This is a genomic window from Flavobacterium sp. 40-81 (assembly GCF_001898245.1).
GTDB lineage: Bacteria > Bacteroidota > Bacteroidia > Flavobacteriales > Flavobacteriaceae > Flavobacterium > Flavobacterium inviolabile.
Map to the genome: position 1 here is coordinate 1 of NZ_MKTM01000008.1, position 15642 is coordinate 15642.

At 39.3% G+C, this 15642-nt stretch carries 12 protein-coding genes; 7 read left to right on the forward strand and 5 right to left on the reverse strand.

The window, feature by feature from the left end:
- Positions 1 to 364: 364 nt before the first annotated feature.
- Positions 365 to 1606, reverse strand: coding sequence for an ABC transporter permease (locus BGO42_RS01380; RefSeq protein WP_273245656.1), 1242 nt, complete (start codon positions 1604 to 1606; stop codon positions 365 to 367).
- Between the two features lie 5 nt (positions 1607 to 1611).
- On the opposite strand from BGO42_RS01380, the gene BGO42_RS01385 reads away from it, so the two are divergent.
- The 6 genes from BGO42_RS01385 to BGO42_RS01410 all read left to right on the forward strand — a co-directional run bounded on the left by BGO42_RS01385 (position 1612) and on the right by BGO42_RS01410 (position 12657).
- Positions 1612 to 2868 (forward strand): exo-beta-N-acetylmuramidase NamZ family protein, encoded by a 1257-nt coding sequence (locus tag BGO42_RS01385; protein WP_273245654.1) that lies wholly within the window; start codon positions 1612 to 1614, stop codon positions 2866 to 2868.
- A 14-nt stretch (positions 2869 to 2882) separates the two neighbouring features.
- A complete protein-coding gene (locus BGO42_RS01390) occupies positions 2883 to 4445 on the forward strand; it encodes a sensor histidine kinase (protein WP_177732221.1) in 1563 nt (520 codons plus the stop codon).
- Between the two features lie 108 nt (positions 4446 to 4553).
- Positions 4554 to 7145 carry a zinc-dependent metalloprotease gene (locus BGO42_RS01395; protein ID WP_177732218.1) on the forward strand — a complete coding sequence of 864 codons (2592 nt, stop codon included), beginning with the start codon at positions 4554 to 4556 and terminating at the stop codon, positions 7143 to 7145.
- Positions 7146 to 7159: 14 nt separating this feature from the next.
- A complete protein-coding gene (locus BGO42_RS01400; RefSeq protein ID WP_273245651.1) occupies positions 7160 to 10501 on the forward strand; it encodes a SusC/RagA family TonB-linked outer membrane protein in 3342 nt (1113 codons plus the stop codon).
- 12 nt (positions 10502 to 10513) lie between these two features.
- A complete protein-coding gene (locus BGO42_RS01405; RefSeq protein ID WP_273245650.1) occupies positions 10514 to 11833 on the forward strand; it encodes a RagB/SusD family nutrient uptake outer membrane protein in 1320 nt (439 codons plus the stop codon).
- Between the two features lie 59 nt (positions 11834 to 11892).
- Positions 11893 to 12657, forward strand: coding sequence for a LytR/AlgR family response regulator transcription factor (locus BGO42_RS01410; protein ID WP_273245648.1), 765 nt, complete (start codon positions 11893 to 11895; stop codon positions 12655 to 12657).
- A 16-nt stretch (positions 12658 to 12673) separates the two neighbouring features.
- Here BGO42_RS01410 and BGO42_RS01415 read toward each other — a convergent pair whose 3' ends face one another.
- A complete protein-coding gene (locus tag BGO42_RS01415; protein ID WP_273245646.1) occupies positions 12674 to 13081 on the reverse strand; it encodes a PH domain-containing protein in 408 nt (135 codons plus the stop codon).
- A gap of 1 nt (position 13082) precedes the next feature.
- Positions 13083 to 13577 (reverse strand): YkgJ family cysteine cluster protein, encoded by a 495-nt coding sequence (locus BGO42_RS01420; RefSeq protein ID WP_177732203.1) that lies wholly within the window; start codon positions 13575 to 13577, stop codon positions 13083 to 13085.
- A gap of 76 nt (positions 13578 to 13653) precedes the next feature.
- On the opposite strand from BGO42_RS01420, the gene BGO42_RS01425 reads away from it, so the two are divergent.
- The gene (locus BGO42_RS01425) at positions 13654 to 14367 is read left to right on the forward strand and encodes a class I SAM-dependent methyltransferase (RefSeq protein ID WP_273245643.1); all 714 of its coding nucleotides are present in this window, start codon (positions 13654 to 13656) and stop codon (positions 14365 to 14367) included.
- Positions 14368 to 14415: 48 nt separating this feature from the next.
- Here BGO42_RS01425 and BGO42_RS01430 read toward each other — a convergent pair whose 3' ends face one another.
- Together BGO42_RS01430 and BGO42_RS01435 are read right to left on the reverse strand one after the other, a co-directional pair.
- Complete coding sequence (locus BGO42_RS01430) at positions 14416 to 14823, reverse strand: DUF2059 domain-containing protein (RefSeq protein WP_177732197.1); 408 nt, start codon at positions 14821 to 14823, stop codon at positions 14416 to 14418.
- Between the two features lie 39 nt (positions 14824 to 14862).
- Positions 14863 to 15495: a 7-carboxy-7-deazaguanine synthase QueE gene (locus BGO42_RS01435; RefSeq protein WP_273245641.1), complete on the reverse strand. Its 633-nt coding sequence runs from the start codon at positions 15493 to 15495 to the stop codon at positions 14863 to 14865.
- Positions 15496 to 15642: the final 147 nt, after the last annotated feature.

Here is a 15642-nt window from a genome sequence, read left to right on the forward strand (position 1 = left end):
TCAACCTCAATATCTAATGAACTTCGCCTTGATTGCGGGTGCAAAAGTAGCACCTTTTTACTCTTCTCCAAACTATTTCTAAACTATTTTTTGCCTTTCTACAAAACAATAACTTAACAAACTGATTACTAATCCTTAATATAACAAATTATTTTTAGGGGTTTTTGGTGCAAATCCCGCTTATCCGCTGCCATCCCTATTAAAACAAGGCTTCCACAATGGTTTTTGTGGTATTTTCTTTTTACAGCACTCCTTATATATAGTATAAAAGACCAGCAAAAAATCAAAAAAAAGCCCCGGGTATCATCCGGGGCTGCGCTTTTATTGCTTTAAAAATTTCTTGGTGACCACTTTTTGACCGTCATTATTCGAATCGGATTGCTTTTACCGGCGAAATCTTGGTAATAATATAGGACGGAATGAGCAAAACAACCAGACACACCAGTATCGTACCTGCATTTAATGCACCTATATATAGTATATCAATAACCACCGGCGCCTCGGTAACATAATAGTTTTCCGGATTTAGTTTGACAACTCCGAAATATTTCTGGATCAACAACACACCTATCCCAATAACATTCCCAAAAAACAGTCCTCTTATAATAAGGTATAAGGCATTGTAAAGAAATATTTTCCGGATCATCCAATTGTTGGCACCTATCGATTTCAAAATACCAATCATTTGCGTACGCTCCAAAATGAGTACCAATAGCGCCACAACCATATTAATGGTTGCCACTACTATCATAATAATAAGGATAACTACGATATTAAAGTCGAATAGTTTCAGCCATTCAAAAATATTAAAGTACTTATCCTGGATAGTCATACTATTATAGGTAGGCGGAATTTCAGAATAGATCTCTTCTCCTTTTTCTTTGATCTTTGAAAAGTCATCAATAAACACTTCAAATTCTCCAACTTCATCCTTACTCCATTTATTGATTCTTTGAACATGGCGGATATCACCCAATACATAAGAGGCATCGAATTCCTGAAATCCGGAATTATAAATACCGACAATTTCAAACCGGCGCAAATTCGGCATCTGGTTATTCCCTCCGTCCTCTTTCATAAAGAACGTATTGAATTTATCGCCTAATTTTAACTGGAGTCTGTTTGCCAGATATTGCGAAATGATCACTTCGGCATTCAAACCGGCTTTTAAATTCGGGATCCTGCCCGCTATAATATATTCTTTCAGGTTATCCCAGCTAAAATCTTTCCCCACTCCTTTAAATACAATTCCTTCAAATGCATTTTCCGTCCGGATAATCCCGGCTTTGGAAGCTGTAGCCTGAACATGACTGATGCCTTCTACATTTTTAAACTTCGGATAAAACGGCTGATTTATGGAAATGGGCTCCACACTCACTTCGGATTGGTTGTTATCATAATTAGAAATAATAACGTGGCCGTTGAATGCGGCAATTTTCTGGCGTATTTTTTGTTGCAATCCTACTCCGGTCGCCACGGAAACAATCATCATCACAATACCGATCGCGATGGCTGCAATTGCAATTTTTATTATTGGTGCAGAAATACTACTTTTATAGTTTTTAGTAGTAATTAATCTTTTTGCTATAAAATATTCTAATCTCAAGTCTTATGATATCAAATTCGGTTTTCAAAAATACAGTTTTATTCTTGGTTTTAGCGACAGTTTCCTGTGGAAATTCTATCATTAAGAGTAAAGAAGAAAAAACAGCAACTTCAAGCAGTATTGCAGTAGCGGATTCAAAAAAGAACGAAATACTTACCGGTGCCGATAATTTTGAAAAATACCAGCCGTTGTTAAAAGGCAAAAAAATCGGGGTGGTTACCAATCAGACCGGTATTGTAAATTATAATGCTTCCCGCAAGAAAACAGCCCAACCGGTACATCTGGTTGATTTTCTTTTGGCCAATAAAATTGATGTTCAAAAAATATTTGCTCCCGAACATGGTTTCAGAGGCACTGCCGATGCCGGTGAATTAATCAAAGACGGTAAAGATACCAAAACCGGATTACCGATCATCTCCCTATATGGCAGCAACAAAAAACCAAAACCGGAACAGCTGAAAGATATTGACGTCCTGGTTTTTGATTTACAGGATGTCGGTGCGCGTTTTTACACCTATATATCTTCGTTACACTATATCATGGAAGCCTGTGCAGAGGAAAACATTCCTTTAATTATCCTGGACAGACCGAATCCGAATGGCAAAATCGTTGACGGACCCGTTTTGGAGAAAGAGTTTACCAGTTTTGTAGGAATGCACCCTATCCCGGTTTTGCACGGTATGACCATCGGGGAATACGGCAAAATGATCAATGGGGAAAAGTGGTTAAAGAATGGGATTCAGTGTCCGCTGGAAATAATCCCATGCTCCAATTACAAAAGAACGCTGGCTTACAGCCTTCCGGTGAAACCGTCACCGAATCTTCCGAATGACCAGTCGATAAATTTATATGCCAGCCTGTGTTTTTTTGAAGGAACAAATGTTAGTGTAGGCCGTGGAACAGATAAACAATTCCAGCTTTACGGTTCTCCGTTTTTACCAAAATCCGATTTCAGCTTTACGCCATCGCCCAATACCGGTGCTAAAGAACCGCCTTACAACGGAAAGTTATGCTATGGTGAAGACCTGTCGCAGGCTACTCCTGTTTCCCGTTTAGAATTGAAGTGGCTGATAAAGGCGTATCAGGAAACTACCGATAAAAAAGCTTTTTTCAACAGTTTCTTTAGTAAATTAGCCGGCACTAAAAAGTTACAACAGCAAATCGAATCCGGGCTGAGCGAAACGGAGATCCGGAAAACATGGGAAAAAGGGCTGACTGCTTTTCAAAAAACAAGAGCACCTTACCTTATATATGAAAACTAAACACTGATTTATCTTTGCGATTTCCTTTAAAAAATACTATTTCCCGAAGAACGTTTTTAATAACCAGTCTTGGCGTCATTGTTATGACCATGATTGCTATTTATTTTTTGAGCAACCTGATCACCAAAATCACCGAAAGATCCAATCAGGAAATTGCACAAAGAAGTTTTTTAAAGAAATATGATGTTTTCCAGCAGGAGTTTTCGCGATTACTGGAGCAGAAAAAGAATGTCAACCAGGTTTTAAAAATCAGTACCGACAAGAATCTGGCCAACAACCTTTCGGTTTTAAATGCGATCCAGCTTAGCAATCCCGTTGTTATCTCCAATTGGTTCCAGATTAACAACGGCAAAATTTACAGCAACAGTTCTTCTCAAAAAACATCTTTTGAGAAGAATCTCAATCTGCTGGTCGATCCTATTAATAAGGAAGAAAACACCAGTCTTATTCTCCGCAAGGGCGATACTTTAATCTGGCGCAATTATTTTAAAATCAGAAAAGACGAAACAACAGCCATCCGTTACGGTTATGATGTTGATTTAAAAAAGCTGCATCAGTATTTTTCCACGATAGATGAGAATGCGCCAAACTATGCTTTTGTGTTTGACAAAAACGGTACCTGCATTTTCCATCCGGATATTGAAAAGAACGGTAAAAACATTTTTACTTTTTCCAACCTGAAGCCTTCCGATACTATTTTCAAAAGGAAAACGGACTACAATGAGGAGATTGCCATGTCGGAATACCTGCAGCTGGACGTTATCCGCTTTGTAAAACCGCTTCACTTTGAGGGTATCGACTGGTACATCTGTATTAACTTCCCCAAAATGATTGCCGATGAGAATGTAAACAATGTCAAAAAATATGCTTCGGCCATTTACCTGACCACGACATTTATTCTGGTTTTTGTTTTCTATCTGTTCAATCGTGCCAACCGGAAGGAATACCTGGAAAAAGAAGCCCTGATCAAGGACAAAAACAATTTATTACTGGAAAACGAAAAGGTTACCAAAGAGAAGGCGCTGATCCAGCTGCAACAGCTGAAGGAACAGATCAATCCGCATTTCTTATTCAACACGCTGAATTCACTCTATATGCTGATTGATGTCAATGCGCAAACCGCTAAAAAGTTCACGCTGAATCTTTCCAAAATTTACCGTTATCTTATCGATCCGCCACAGGAAAACATCGTTCCGTTGAGCGATGAGCTATCGTTTATAGAGAAATATATCTTTTTACAGATGACGCGGTTCAATGAAGAATTGCAGTTTTCCATTGAAATTGAAGAAGATTCGGGTCTGATTAAAGACATTCCGTACCTAGCGCTTCAGATTTGTATTGAAAATGTGATAAAGCACAATTCTGCAACCATCGAATCGCCTTTAAAAACCCGCATTATTATTAAAAAAGACAGTGTAATTATTAGCAATAATTTACAAAAAAAGGCCAGTCCTGAACAAAGTAATAATTTTGGGCTGAAATATTTACAAAGTATATATAATTATTATTCGAAAAAAGACTTCAAAACATTTGAAGAAAACGGAAATTTCATTTGTATCCTACCCCTTATTGATTAAAAAAAGAGCACTCACTCTCAAAAAATAGCCACTCACTCCGTTTTGTTTTTTTATCGCCGCCAAAGCTTCTAAATTTCGCGATAATTATTTAACCTAAACTTAACATAGATGAGCAAAAAGGCATTCATATCAAACACAAAATATGTATTGATATTATTGTTTTTACTAAGTAATGTTGCCGCATTTTCCCAAAAGAAAAAGCAAAAAGATACAAAATCAGAAACGACAAAAGACACTACGATTACAAAAACAAAAGGTTACGCAGAATTATTAAAAAAAGGAACTTTGAAAAAAGGGCTTTTTAATACGATTCAGGTTAAGACCGATATTTATTTTGAAATTCCCGATAGTTTAATGGGGAGAGAATTCCTTGTGGTAAACAAATTATCGCAAGTACCGATGCAGGTTAATGAAGCCGGATTAAACAAAGGAATGAATTATGAAAACAAAGTAATCACCTTTTATAAAGATACGGTTGCCAAAAAAGTATGGGTGAAATCATTCCTGCCAAAAGTTTCTTCACCGGAAACGGATGCGATAACCGAATCGGTAAAAAACAATTTTTCGGAATCCATTATTGAGGTTTTTGACATTGAAACCAAAAACAGCGATTCGACAGCAGTAGTCATTAAAGTAAACAAGATCTTTGACGGAAAGCAGAAGAGTTTTAACGATGTACTGAGTTCGATTGGATTTGGCGGATCTGTTAAGTCTGATTTATCGTATATAGAAAGTGTAAAGACCTTTCCGGGCAATGTGGTGGTAAAATCACAATTAACGACCTCTATCAGCGAAGGCGGACCTGCTTTATCCGTAACTTTAGGTGTTACCAGCAATATCGTATTGTTGGATAAGGTTCCGATGCAATCCCGCTTTTTAGACAAACGCATCGGTTATTTTACAGAGAAGCACTGGTATTTTAACGATACCCAGCATGCCATGGTTGAAAAGGAATTGATCACCCGCTGGCGATTGGAACCTAAAAAAGAAGATGAAGCAAAATACCTGAAAGGGGAATTGGTAGAACCTAAAAAACCGATAGTGTATTATATTGACCCATCCACTCCAAAACAGTGGAGACAATATATTATTGACGGGGTACATGACTGGCAGGCCGCTTTTGAAAAAGCAGGATTCAAGAACGCAGTAATCGCTAAGGAACCTACCGAAGCCGATACCGATTTTGATGTAGATGATGTGCGCTATTCGGTAATTACCTATGCTGCTTCACCAAAAGCAAATGCAATGGGCCCGTCTGTAGTAGACCCGAGAAGCGGTGAGATATTAGAAGCCGATATTATCTGGTGGCACAATGTAATGACCTCTTTGCACAGCTGGATGCGCATCCAGACCGGACCAATAGATCCGAAAGCCAGAGGTAATAAATTTAGTGATGAACACATGGGAGAAGCGATCCGTTTTGTTTCTTCGCATGAAGTGGGGCATACTTTTGGATTAAAACACAATATGGGTTCTTCTTTTGCGTTTGAAGTAGATTCACTTCGTTCCAAAGCGTTTACTGAAAAGATGGGCGGAACAGCACCTTCAATCATGGATTATGCCCGTTATAACTATGTGGCACAACCGGAAGACGGTGTTACAGCGATTACTCCTAAAATTGGAGAATATGACAAATATGCGATAGAATGGGGATACCGATGGTATCCAGATGAAACGGAAGAAAAAACAAAATTGAACGCTTTAATCACAAAACATCAGCATGATCCTATTTACTTTTACGGTGAACAGCAGGACGGTGCGGCTATAATTGACCCTCGTTCTCAGTCGGAAGACTTAGGAAATGACGCTGTTAAAGCCAGTGAATACGGTTTAAAGAATTTAAAACGCGTTGTCAATAATATACTGACCTGGACATACGACAAAGACGAGTCTTACTATGAAACCGGGAAATTATATATCGGAACTATCGGGCAATGGCAATTGTACAACCGTCATGTACTGAACAATATTGGCGGTGTGTATCTGAACACTACAGTACACGGTGACAACAAGGCCAGTTATATTCCGGTTCCGGCAGCAATGCAGCGAAAAGCAACCGATTATTTACTTAGAAATGTGATTACAATTCCGGAATGGTTGTTTTTCAATTCAATACTTGACAAAACCAATCCATTAAAAGATTCGCCGGTTGGCCCTTATGAATATACGCCTTATACCCTGTCGAGAGAATTGCAGTATGGTATTTTATATGATCTTTTCAGCGATGAGCGTTTGCTTCGTATGATTGAAAACGAATTGTATCAACGAAACAACAGTAAAGATAAATTGTTCACGGTAAGTAATTTGTTTGGTAAAGTACATCAGCAGATCTTCGGGGCTACTCTTCAGAATAAATCACTATCCATTCTGGAGCGTATGACACAAAAGAACTATGTAGATGTATTGATCGTTTCCACAAACAAACTGTTTGAAAAAACGGATGCCAAGAAATCGCTACAGTTTTCGAAAACACTGAGTATGCCAACCTTATGTAACCATCTTCATGAAGATCGAATGGTGCGAAATATCAACCAGTCTTCTTTAAAAAGAGTTACCGAGGTAACATCCGAAAAGAAAGGGGAATTAAACAAGATTCTGCAACTGTTAAGATTGAAGAAGAATACCGGAAACCAGGAAACCCGAAATCATTATGCCGATTTAATTAATCGTATTGACAAAGCGCTAAACAATCCACTATAAACTGACTGACAAAAATGAAAAAACTAATTTTTTTAATGGCTATCCTCCTCTCCTATGTTAGCCATGCCCAAGAAACCAGGACGGTTACCGGAAAGGTAACCGATTCCCAAGATAAGTTACCTATGCCGGGTGTTTCGGTATATGTTGAGAACCAATCCATTTCCAACAAAACGGAACAAAATGGTATTATTCAGAGTACCGGTGTCGGAACAGTTACCGATATGGATGGTCATTTCAAATTGGAAATTTCCAAAGATGTAAAAAGCCTTCGGGTTAGTTTTATTGGCTACCAACCATATCTGATTGACCTGTCGTCACAAAGTAACTATAATGTTTCTTTGAAAGCCGACATGAATCAATTGCAGGAAGTTGTGGTTACAGGTTATCAGAAAATTGAGAAACGTAAACTTACAGCTGCCCTGACTAAAGTAGACATGGAGAACATTCAGCAAGCCGGTGTTGCCAGCGTTGACCAGTTATTGGCGGGTCAGGTTGCCGGTGTAGCCGTTACTCCCGGAAATGGTGCCCCGGGTGGTGCCGCAAAAATCAGGATCAGGGGTACTGCCTCTCTTTCCGGACCGCAGGATCCGCTATGGGTATTGGACGGACTTCCGTTAGAAGGAAATGACGTTCCGAAATTTAATGACAAAGACAATATCGACCAGTTGAATAACTTTTCTATTGCCGGTTTAAATCCGGATGATATTAAAGATATTACTATTTTAAAAGATGCCGCTGCAACAGCAATTTATGGTGCAAGAGCGGCTAACGGTGTTATCGTGATTACCACTAAAAAAGGTAAAAAAGGAAGAATGGCTGTGAATTTCACTGCGAATACCTTCGTAACGCAAAAACCGGATTTTTCGAAGTTAAATTTAATGAATGCCGACCAGAAAGTGGATTTCGAACTGGCTTTGGCAGGACGTTCTGATTTAACCTACAGAGACGGAAACGGTGAAATTTCCCGTATCCTTAACGGTGCCGGTGAATTAAGCGCTTACAGAACCGGTGGATTCTCTGCATTGACTCCGGGAACACAGCAGGCGATTAACGCTTTGCGTAAAAATCAAACCAACTGGGGCGATTTATTATACCGTACAGCCGTGAACAAACAATACGGATTGAGTATTTCCGGTGGTGGTGAAAAATCAGATTACTATTTCTCATTAGGATACTATGACGAAAAAGGAGCGACCATAGGAACCGGTTTTGAAAGATATAACCTTACGTTAAAAAACAATTACGAATTATCAGACAAGTTTAAAGTAGGTGTTGGTTTATTCGGAAGTCAGAGTAAAAACACTTCCTATATTTCCGATACGGATGCTTTTACCAATCCTGCTAATTATTCCCGTAGTGCTAATCCGTATTTATCACCAATTGATGCCAACGGTAATTATGTATATGACAAAGATATCCAGGGATATTCGGATCGTTATGTTCCGTTCAACTTCCTGGAAGAAAGAGAAAACACTTCGTATGAATTAAAAACAAGAGCGTTAAAAGCGATTTTTGATCTGGAGTATAAAATCACCAATGATTTAAAACTGACTTCTCAAATCGGTTTACAGCTGGATAATTCCGGTACCGAAAAATATGCCGGAAAAGAAACATATTTCTCCCGTAAGGAAAGAGAAAAAACCAGACGATACAGCAATGGAAATTATTACTATTTCTTACCGGATGGCGGGATCATTCAAAACTGGAATACCGATTTTTTCCAGTATAACGTAAAAACACAGTTAACCTACAACAAGACTTTCAATGAAAAACACGAATTGGACCTTCTTGTGGGTAATGAGTTAAGAAGAACCTATAATACGAGTATCTATACCAGAGGATTTGGTTATGACCGTAAAACCGGAAACACTATTCAGCCAATTTTCCCGAACCAGGAAACGGCAAACAGTTCCGATTATAAAATGTACAACAGAACGAAAAACGAGAATGCTTTTGCTTCTTTCTATGCAACAGCTTCGTATACCTACGACAGAAAGTATACTGTTTTCGGAAGTGTGCGATATGACGGTTCCGATCTATTCGGAGTGGATCCTAAATACAAATACCTTCCGTTATGGTCTATTTCCGGTTCCTGGTTAGCTTCCGAAGAGAACTTCTTAAAAGACAATGTTCCGACAATTAGCAATTTAAGACTTCGTGCTTCTTACGGTTTACAAGGAAATATCGACAAAGGTACTTCTCCGTTCGTAGTAGGAAACTATAACAACACCAGTATTCTTCCGGGACAATCGGAGCCGACTATTGTGGTGACCAGTCCTCCAAACAGCAAATTGCGTTGGGAGAAAACAGAAAACGTTAACTTTGGTCTGGACTTAGGTGTTTTGAAAAACCGTATTAATGTAGCAGCAGATTTATATGGCAGAAAGAGTACCGATTTATTAGGTATCCGTGCTTTACCGCTTGAAAACGGTTTCGAATATACAAACATGAACTGGGCTCAGGTAACGAACAAAGGTTTTGAGATTTCATTATCGACTAAGAACATTGATAATCCTAATTTCAAATGGTCTACCAACTTTAACTTTGCACATAACAAGAGTAATATTGACCGTGTAGAAGTGAGAGCGAACAGCTACCTGCCATCAGGAGAAGGCTATCCGGTTAATGCCGTTTTCGCTTTGAAAACTGCCGGAATCGATGCTAATGGTTATCCACAGTTTTTAAACAACAATGGTGAAGTGGTTAGCGCTGTGAATTTCTTTAAATTGTTTGACCCGTATGCCGATTTCCTGCCGGGAGAATTATCGCAGTCTGCTTTAAGCGCATCGGAATTCAGAAATTTATTTACCTATATGGGTGACCAGGATCCTAAATTTACAGGAGGTTTTATCAATACCTTTAAGGTTAAAGATTTCGATTTAACGGTTTCAACAGCTTTTAATTTAAAACAAACGGTTGTTAAAAGACCGCCATACAACGGAACACAAGTGGACAGAGGTCAGAACTTCACCACAGACATTTTAAATGCATGGTCGCCTTCCAACCCGAATTCTAACTTACCGGGAATCGTAGGTCAGCAATCCGGTACCGGAGATTCCTGGATGGCATACCAGTGGTTTGCAAACGCATCACCAATTAACACTTATGCGCTTTTGGATACCTGGGTAGAAGAAATGAGTTATTTAAGAATCAGCAGTATTCGTTTGGGGTATTCCTTACCGAAAGCGGTAACTGAAAAAATGAGCATTCAGAATGTTCGATTCAGCGTTGAGGGAAGAAATCTTTTCGTTATTAGTTCTGATTACAAAGGTTATTTTGATCCGGAAACATTTGGTAACATTTATGCACAGCCAATCCAACGATCAATAACATTGGGTGTAAACTTAACTTTTTAAAAATTGAGAATCATGAAAAAAATATCAAAATATATCGTTCTGTTTGCCGCTGCTATCGGAATGACAGGCTGTAATGAGTTCCTGGACATTAAACCGGAAGGAAAAGTGATTCCGGAAACGCTGGAAGATTTCCGTGCCGTACTGACAACCGGATATAATGCTTTCCCAAGACACAAATCGCTTGCGTCATTACGCGCAGACGAGCTGACCTTGAACGAATTTGACGATCAGCTGGTTTATTACAGAGACATCTATATCTGGAAAGATGCCAACCCGGATCCGGCAACGACCACATTTCAATGGGGACAGCTGTACAACACTATTTTCTATACGAATGTAGTGATTAACGAAGCCAGTGCAAAAGTTCCGGCTTCAGCAGAAAAGAACCAGTTAATCGGTGAAGCACATGCTTTAAGAGCCCTTACCTATTTTGACCTGATCAACCTGTTTGGGAAACCATACAACGCAGCGACATCTGGCAGTGATAAAGGTGTGCCTTTGGCTTTGGAAGTGGATCTGGAACAGAATTTCATTCCGGAAAGTGTTGCCAATGTTTACAATCAGATCCTTTTCGATATCGACCAGGCTAAGAATTTATTGAATCAGTCCACACAGGCGACAGGATTAAACTACCGTTTTTCCAAAGCTTCCATTTTTGCGTTAGAAGCAAGAGTGCGTTTGTACCGTAACGAATGGCAAAAAGCACTGGATGCTGCCAATACGGCTCTGACTTATAAAAGTGAGCTTGCCGACCTGAACAGTGCCGCTGTGTTACCAAACAAATTCAACGGAGTGGAATCGGTAATGGCTTTAGACGATGCTTTTATCAGTACTTTAAAAACGGCTTCTTATGCTTCTGCAGATCTGATTGGTGCTTTCAGCCAGCAGAATGACCTTCGTTTTCCGTTGTATTTCCAGGCATCGGGCAGCCGCTTCAAATTTAAAAAAGGTGGTGAGCAGGATCAGAAATGTACTTTCAGAACTTCCGAGTTGTATTTAATCAAAGCGGAAGCGCAGTTAAGACTGGACAACGTTACCGAAGCAAAAGCAACGGTATTGCCATTGTTACAGAAAAGATATACACCGGCCGGATATACCCAGTTGAGTACCCAGGTGAACAACATGTCTGCCCAGGATTTCACCAACTTCCTTTTTGAAGAAAGAAGACGTGAATTAGCCGTAGAAGGCCATCGCTGGTTTGACCTGAGAAGAATGAATCAGAAACAGATCATTCACCAGATAGACGGACAGGATTATACGCTTATTCAGAATGACCCGCGTTATACGCTGCCTTATCCACGAAATGCGCAGTTGAATAACCCTAATTTATAATTTCAGGAAGTCCGGTTTTAAAACCGGGCTTTTTTTTTACTTTTACATAAAAAAGTAAAATGCAAGTAGCTATTGTAGAAGATGAGCATCTGGCTTCCGGTTATCTCAAATCGATTTTGGAGAAACAGGACGTCATTGCAGTGTCTAAAATAACTATTTTAAAATCTGTAAAAGAAGCGGTTGCTTTCTTTAAAGAGCATACTGTCGACCTGGTTTTTATGGACATTCACCTGGGTGACGGCAAAAGTCTGGACATTTTTGAAGAAATTTCCATCCCGAGTCCGATTATCTTTGTTACGGCTTATGATGCTTATGCCATACAGGTCTTCAAACATTTTACTATCGATTACCTGCTCAAGCCTTTTGAAGAACAGGAACTGCTTGCCGCAATATCGAAATACAAAAAGATGAAAAGTGCTTTCGACCTGAATCAGACGGTACAATCGCTGGCAACCATCGAAAACAAGAACGCCGATTCCTACCAGAAACGTTTTCTGGTGAATCACGGTTATAAGTTTATTTCAATAAACGATTCCGATATTGATTGTTTTATGGGTTCCGGAAAGCATCTTTTTATTTACACTTCAAACGGCAACAGTTATTTGTACAGTGACACCATCAAGGATGTCATCAACAAACTCAATCCGGAGTTCTTTTTTAAAGTTAACCGGAAATACATTTTCCACATCTCGGCGATCAAAGAAGTCATTCGCCATTCCAGCCAGAAAGTAGAAATTAAAGTTACCGCCGCCATCAATGACAGCAGTCCGATATTGGTCAGCAAACATGAGATTGCCAACTTTAAAAAGTGGCTGGACCGGTAAATAAATCGGTCTGCACTTATAACTGCACGACAATAGCGGGATTCACGGCCAGCAATTCCGTAACAAATGCTGCCTTTTCTTTTGGGGAAATAATCACACTTTTTGAGTCTTCATATTTTATTTCAATCCTGTCCGTAATCGAATTTGCAGGTGCACTTAATACCGAATCGGTTTTCATGACCGATTGAATGGACATGATCTTTATTTTCTTATTGACCAAAAATCCTGCTTTTACCTGTAAAATATCCCCTTTAATGTAGTATTTCGTTTCCAGGAACAGGTAAACAATAAACGCCAGCACCGCACACATAAGCAATGCTCCTTTCCAATCCTTCTGACTGATAAACAGTATTGCCGGACCTATAAAAGAGGCGGCAAGAATCATAATGATTGCGGAATCGGTTTTGGATCGGAATGTTTTCAACTTAAAGCGGCATTTTTTTCTTCATTTCTTCCACTATATTATACGCGGCCGGACAGATGGCAACATTCTTTAACGTAAGATTCGCTATCTGCTGGAATTTCTTCCTGTCGGTATGCGGAAACTCCCGGCAGGCTTTTGGGCGCACATCGTAGATCATACAATAATTTTCATGATCCAGAAAAGTACAGGGAACGCTTTGCAGCACATAATCGTTGTCCTCATCAATGCGGAGGTATTTTTCTATAAACTGCTGCGGTTTCATCCGGAAATGTTTGGCAATCCGTTCCACATCGGCAATTGTAAACAAAGGTCCTGTTGTTTTACAGCAATTGGCACATTTCAGGCAATCCGTTCTTTTAAACTCGGCATCATGCAGTTCCTGCATCACATAATCCAGATTCTTGGGCGTTTTCTTTTTCAGCTTATCGAAATACTTTTTGTTTTCGTTATGCTTATCTTTGGCAAGCTTTGGAAGATTTTTTATAAGATTGTCCATTTTGGATATGCAGCTAGGTTATTCAATAAATCTGCAGCAAATAAACAAATAACCGATATAAGATACAAACTAAATAATGAAAGACCTAATAGGAAAAGCAATACTGGATTATCAGACGCATAACGCACCGGAAGACATCATTACCGAAACTTCAATTACCGAAGCCGACAGTATGAGTGTTGCCTATCTTTTCCGCAGTTTTAAAGAAATGCCGAAGATCGAGCAAAAAGCCCTGCAGCTTGCCAAAGGAAGGGTTCTCGATGTGGGCTGCGGTGCCGGAAGCCACAGCCTGTATTTACAGGAAAAAGGGTTTGATGTTACGGCTATTGATATTTCGGAAAACGCTGTTGAAGCCTGTAAGTTAAGAGGTCTTCAAAACGCTTTTGTCCAGGACATGATGACGCTCACAGCTGCACCGTTTGATACGATCCTGCTACTGATGAACGGAACCGGTATTTGCGGAAAGCTGAACCGGATCGCTCCGTTTCTTCAGAAACTAAAAACTTTATTATCCATACATGGACAGATTTTAATTGACAGTTCCGATATTATTTATATGTTCGATGAAGATGAAGACGGCGGAAAATGGATTCCATCCGATGTGGACTATTATGGTGAAGTGCTTTTTAATGTTAGCTATAAGGGTGAAAAGGAAGAACCTTTTGACTGGGTTTACGTGGACTACAATACGCTGCAAAATGCGGCACATGCAAACGGCCTGCATTGCGAACTGATAAAAGAAGGTCCGCATTTTGAATACCTGGCACGACTGACGCATCTTAAATTATAACAAAAAGCCTGAGAAAATCTCAGGCTTTTTTTATTGTTGCTACAGTGCTTATTGCATGTATTTCATCATCATTCCTTGTAATGAGCTTCCCCACTCCTGGCTTGCTGTCATGTTTTTCTCTGCGATAACACCCGCTTTTTCAGTCATTTTTTTACCAATCGGAGTTTCGTAAAATTTCAAGATCTGTTTGATATCATCGTGAGTATATTCCTGCATATAAACATTTGCGATTTTATCGTATAGCGACGGTAAAGTTGCTTCAAATTCTACCAGGAAAGCAGCTTGTTTTTCTTTAGGGATCATTTTGATGATCTGATCCTTAACAAGCTTCATTTGTCCCGCAGAACCGGTAACATCGATCACTTTTAATACATCTTTTTTGAAAGCCTCATTCGTTTGGGCCATTCCTATTTGCGCTGCTAAAACAAAGGCAAATGTTAATACTATTTTTTTCATCGTTATTTTGTTAATTAACCAGGATAAAAGTAAACTATTTTATGGAATATTCAAATATTTATGCGTCTGTAATGATACGCGCCATTTGGGGTTGTTCATCACGTAATCCACGATTAGCGGTGTCATTTCCTCTTTCTTACTCCATTCCGGCTGTAAGAACAATATAGCCTTGCTGTTTACTTTAGCAGCCTGCTCTTCGGCAAAAAGAAAATCGTGTTTGTTGTGAATAATCACTTTTAGTTCATGTGCATTTTCATAGACTTCATCCTTAGGAAGTTTTGTCTTTTTTGGCGACAAACAAATCCAGTCCCAGGTTCCCGTTAAAGGATAGGCTCCGGAGGTTTCGATATGTACCCGAAGGTTCTTTTCTTTTAATTTACGGGTTAGCGTAGTCATGTCCCACGTTAACGGTTCTCCACCTGTTATAACAACGGTTTCGGCATATTTTTTTGCATTCTCAACAATCAGATCCGTTGCTGTTGGCGGATGCAGTTCGGCATTCCAGCTTTCCTTTACGTCACACCAATGGCATCCTACGTCACAACCGCCTATCCGTATAAAATAAGCCGCTGTACCGGTATGATAGCCTTCACCCTGAATGGTGTAAAATTCCTCCATTAAAGGCAACATTTCGCCTCTTTCTACCGCTAATTGAATTTCTTTTTTAAGCATGTGTTTCTAAAATAGTCTGCAAAGATAGTTATTTTGAAAACTTTATAATTTGAAATCTTAAAAAGCTTAACCATAATTAACTAAAGTTTATTATCCGGGCCGGCATTCTCAAATAAAAAAACCCGGTAACACTGTTACCGGGTTTGC

Excerpts from the sequence above, each read along its gene's own strand:
- BGO42_RS01385 (WP_273245654.1), top strand. The coding sequence starts at position 1,612 with ATGATATCAAATTCGGTTTTCAAAAATACAGTTTTATTCTTGGTTTTA.
- BGO42_RS01395 (WP_177732218.1), top strand. The coding sequence starts at position 4,554 with ATGAGCAAAAAGGCATTCATATCAAACACAAAATATGTATTGATATTA.
- BGO42_RS01400 (WP_273245651.1), top strand. The coding sequence starts at position 7,160 with ATGAAAAAACTAATTTTTTTAATGGCTATCCTCCTCTCCTATGTTAGC.
- BGO42_RS01405 (WP_273245650.1), top strand. The coding sequence starts at position 10,514 with ATGAAAAAAATATCAAAATATATCGTTCTGTTTGCCGCTGCTATCGGA.
- BGO42_RS01410 (WP_273245648.1), top strand. The coding sequence starts at position 11,893 with ATGCAAGTAGCTATTGTAGAAGATGAGCATCTGGCTTCCGGTTATCTC.
- BGO42_RS01420 (WP_177732203.1), bottom strand. The coding sequence starts at position 13,577 with ATGGACAATCTTATAAAAAATCTTCCAAAGCTTGCCAAAGATAAGCAT.
- BGO42_RS01425 (WP_273245643.1), top strand. The coding sequence starts at position 13,654 with ATGAAAGACCTAATAGGAAAAGCAATACTGGATTATCAGACGCATAAC.
- BGO42_RS01430 (WP_177732197.1), bottom strand. The coding sequence starts at position 14,823 with ATGAAAAAAATAGTATTAACATTTGCCTTTGTTTTAGCAGCGCAAATA.
- BGO42_RS01435 (WP_273245641.1), bottom strand. The coding sequence starts at position 15,495 with ATGCTTAAAAAAGAAATTCAATTAGCGGTAGAAAGAGGCGAAATGTTG.